The organism is Pedobacter sp. (assembly GCF_045628745.1).
Lineage (GTDB): Bacteria > Bacteroidota > Bacteroidia > Sphingobacteriales > Sphingobacteriaceae > Pedobacter.
On the sequence record NZ_JAZQPU010000177.1, the window covers coordinates 1 to 4336 of the forward strand.

The 4336-nt window shown below is 45.5% G+C and carries 3 protein-coding genes; all 3 read left to right on the forward strand.

Going from position 1 to position 4336, the window contains the following annotated elements; genetic code table 11:
* Positions 1-81 precede the first annotated feature (81 nt).
* A complete protein-coding gene (locus ACR2F7_RS07020; RefSeq protein ID WP_432712871.1) occupies positions 82-2319 on the forward strand; it encodes a xanthine dehydrogenase family protein molybdopterin-binding subunit in 2238 nt (745 codons plus the stop codon).
* A gap of 8 nt (positions 2320-2327) precedes the next feature.
* Positions 2328-3383, forward strand: coding sequence for an AI-2E family transporter (locus ACR2F7_RS07025; RefSeq protein ID WP_432712872.1), 1056 nt, complete (start codon positions 2328-2330; stop codon positions 3381-3383).
* Between the two features lie 120 nt (positions 3384-3503).
* A partial coding sequence (locus ACR2F7_RS07030) for a CvpA family protein (protein WP_432712873.1) occupies positions 3504-4336 on the forward strand: 833 nt, incomplete at its 3' end.

Genomic DNA, 4336 nt, shown 5'->3' on the forward strand with positions numbered 1-4336 from the left:
AAATTGAAGCTGGCACCTAACAGTATTGTTGAGGCGCTAATGGTGGCCTCAGGAATAGACAATTATTAAACGGACATTTTTATGGAAATACGCTTCCCCGCTCCTGATGAACCTATTACAAGGGTAGACGGCAGGTTAAAAGTTACCGGTGCCGCCAAGTATGCTGCGGAATATGAGTTACCCAATACCAAATATGCAGTGCTGGTGACCAGCACTATTGCCAAGGGACAAATTCAGTCGATCAATACAAAAGCTGCTGCCCAGGCACCTGGCGTAATTGCTGTGGTATCGCACCTGAATGCCCTCAGGCCGCCAGGCTATCCTGCAGATAATGAACACCCTACAGAGCCACCTACCGGAGGAATACCCCTCCGCCCTTTTCATAGCAACAAAATCTATTTCAACGGACAGCCGGTAGCCATGGTGGTGGCCGATACTTTTGAACGGGCTACCTATGCTGCTTCGCTGGTTAAATTACAATATGCCAAAGAAACGCATGCTACAGATATTTATCAGCACCTCGACAAGGCTGTTTTACCTGCATCAGCAGCGAAAAACCCTAAATCGCCGCTGGCAGATTACGATCGCGGTGAGGTTGATGGCTATAAAAAGGCACCTGTTCAAATAGAAGCCGAATATGAACACCCTGCGGAGATGCACAACCCCATGGAGCTGCAAGCCATTACTGCTCATTGGGAGGCTGAGGATAAGTTAACGATTTACGATAAAGTGCAAGGCACACAACCTACGCAGCTCAACTTTGCTAAAGAGTGGAAACTTCAACCTGAAAATGTAAAGGTAATTGCCAAATTTGTGGGCGGTGCTTTCGGCAACGGACTGCACAACTGGCCACATGAAACTGCCGCTATCATGGCTGCTAAAATGGTTAAAAACCCGGTAAAGCTAATGCTGACCCGCGAGCAGATGTTTTTTATGGTGGGTTACCGCCCAAAGACATTACAAAAAATTGCCCTGGGTGCTACAAAGGATGGTAAATTGGTAGGCATTACCCATTCTTCTGTGGGGCAAACCTCTTCTTATGAAGAGTTTACAGAAAGCACATTACAGCAGTCGCGCATGATGTATGCGGCACCCAATGTGAGTACACGCTACCGCATTTTACCTTTAGATGTGAGCACACCAATCTGGATGCGTGGACCTGGAGAAGCTACTGGCGCCTTTGCTTTAGAGTGTGCCATGGACGAACTGGCTTTTGAACTGAACATCGACCCGCTACAGTTTAGGGTAATCAACCATACAGACAGCGACCCTGAAAAGAAATTACCATGGTCTACAAAATACCTTAAAGAGTGTTTTGATATGGGCGCAAAAGCCATAGGCTGGAATAAACGTCAGTTAAAGCCTGCAACACTTAAGGATGGCCCATGGCAAATTGGTTATGGTATGGCCGTAGGTACTTTTGGTGCCAACCGCAGAGGTGCCAAAGTAAGGGCTACACTACTCAAAGATGGGCGACTGCTGCTGCAAAGTGCCGTAACAGATATTGGCCCAGGTACAGGAACCGCCATGACACAAATTGCCACCGAAGCTTTTGGTATTGCGCCAGAAAATATTGTCTTTGACCTCGGTAATTCCAGCTTTCCTGAAGCAGGAAACCAGGGCGGTTCTTCCACAGTTAACAGTGTTGGTCCGGCAGTGGTGGCAGCCTGTAAGGCGTTACAGCTTAAACTGCTGCAACTGGCTTCCAGCAATATTCCTGATTTTAAAGATAAAACCATCGACCAGGTAACTTTCGAAAAAGGCAACCTGCAGTTAAAAGGAAAAAGCACCAAAATCAGTTTCAAAGAGCTTATTGACCAAAAGGATGCCGCAACTTATGATGTGCTGGCAGAAGCTAAACCCGGCGAAGAGCGCAAAAACTTCTCCATGTACTCTTATTCTGTACATTTTGCAGAAGTCCATGTGCATGCCGCTACAGGAATGGTTAAAGTAAAAAACGTAGTGACCTGTGCAGATGCCGGCACCATTATTAACCAGATTACCGCTAGCAGCCAGATGATTGGCGGCGTAACCGGCGGTATAGGCATGGCTTTACATGAAGCTGCCGTGATGGACCACCGTTATGGTCGCTACATCACCAAAGACCTCGCAGACTATCATGTTCCTGTACATGCTGATGTGCCCAAGGTAGAAGTGCTTTTTGTGAATAAGCCAGATTTTAAAGTCGACCCGCTGGGTACCAAAGGCATTGGTGAGATTGCCATCATTGGCGTGGCACCGGCAATTTTGAACGCTATCTTCAATGCTACGGGCAAAAGAATCCGTCAATTACCCGTAACTCCCGATAAACTTATTTAGCTCTACCTATGCAGAACCAAACCCTTTATAAAGTCCTTTCCATCTTAAGTATTTTAAGCCTTATCGTTGTTATTCTGGTGTTCGCAAAGCCCTTTTTGGTACCTTTAACTTTTGCCGCTATATTGTCAATGTTGTTGTTACCCGTTAGTAATTGGCTGCAAAATAAAGGTCTTCCTAAAGCCATCGCTATTATCATTTCCATGGTATTGCTGGTGTCTTTCTTTGCGCTGGTGATCTTTTTCATCAGCTGGCAAATTAATGATATTGCCGGAAATGCCACAAAACTTGAAGATCAGCTAGCCGAAAAATACCAGCAGCTTAAAGAACTGATCTCTCAGAAATTTGGCATCTCTGCTGCGCAACAAAAGCAAATGATTAAGGAACAACAGGCTTCTTCTGCCAGCAGGGCCGGATCTATTGTAACTGGAGTCATTGCCGGGATATCTGGTTTTCTGGGCAATACGCTCTTGGTTTTAGTTTATATCTTTCTGTTTTTATTTTTCCGCAGCCGCATCAAAGTATTTATTCTGCGCCTGGTAGATCAGGAAAATAAAGCAACGGCACTGACCATTGTTAACAAAACACAAAAGGTATCTATGAAATATCTTTCGGGAATGTTTTTGATGATCGTGTGTTTATGGGTGATGTATGGCATAGGCTTTAGCCTGATAGGTGTTAAAAACGCCATCTTTTTTGCCATCCTCTGTGGCTTCCTGGAGATTGTTCCATTTGTGGGTAACCTTACTGGCACTGCTGTTACCGTTGCCATGTCGCTGGTGCAGGGAGGCGACATGACCATGGTGATCTGGATACTTGTAGTTTACGCTTTGGTACAATTTATTCAAACCTATCTGCTGGAGCCGCTGGTAGTGGGCGCAGAAGTTAGCCTCAATCCCTTGTTCACCATCATAGGCTTAATTGCCGGTGAAATGCTTTGGGGGATTTCCGGGATGGTACTGGCCATCCCCCTGCTGGCTATGGCTAAGATTCTTTTTGATCACGTGGAACCACTTAAACCTTATGGCTACCTGATCGGTGAGGATAAAAAAGAAAAGAAAAAGTAACCCTTACCCGAAAAGCCCATCAATCTTGCTAAAACAGACCTTAGGCCTTTTTCGATTAATTAACTAAATTGTGACCTCCATTTTTACTTTTCAGCTGTTATAGCTCCTGAAGGATGAGGTATGAACTGGATTGATTTGATTTTATTAGTGGTGGTCATCATGTCCATCACTGCAGGGATCCAAAAGGGATTTATCATATCCACCCTGGATTTGTTTTCCTGGATAGCCAGTTTAACCCTTACTTTTTTAATTTATGGCCCGCTGAGTCATGCTTTGCAAGCACTCTTTCCAGCCATAGGCTACTGGGCTGTACCCCTTACTTTTTTGTTTCTGGTAACCATCTCAAGATTAATTTTTGAAAGCCTAACCTACCGGCTTATTGAAAGGGTGCCCCTCAGCATTCACCATGGGGCTACTAATAAAATTCTTGGCGTGCTGCCAGGGTTAGTTAACGGTTTAATCTGGGCCGCTATTTTTGCCTGCCTGTTGTTTTTCATTCCTTTTTCTACCACCGTTACCAAGGCAAACAACGATGCCCGGCTGGCCGATAAGCTGGTGAGCAGCGTGAGCTGGCTGCAGGATAAACTATACCCTGTATTTAAGGAAGCCTTTGACTTTAGGCCCGCCAACCAAAAAGTTGAGGTCAGTGAAGATAAACTGGTCAAGCTGCCTTTTACGGTAAAATCTCCAAAAGTAAGGACTGACCTGGAGGCACAAATGCTGCTGATGGTGAATGAAGAACGTGCTAAAAAAGGCTTGAAAGCACTGCGGGCAGATCCAGAGCTGCGTGTGGTGGCACGAAAGCATTCTGCAGATATGTTCGACAGGGGTTACTTTTCTCATTATACCCCTGAGGGGGAAGATCCCTTTGCGCGGATCAGGAAATATAGGGTATCATTTATGAGTGCCGGTGAAAACCTTGCCCTGGCACAAACATTACCTTTGGCACATGT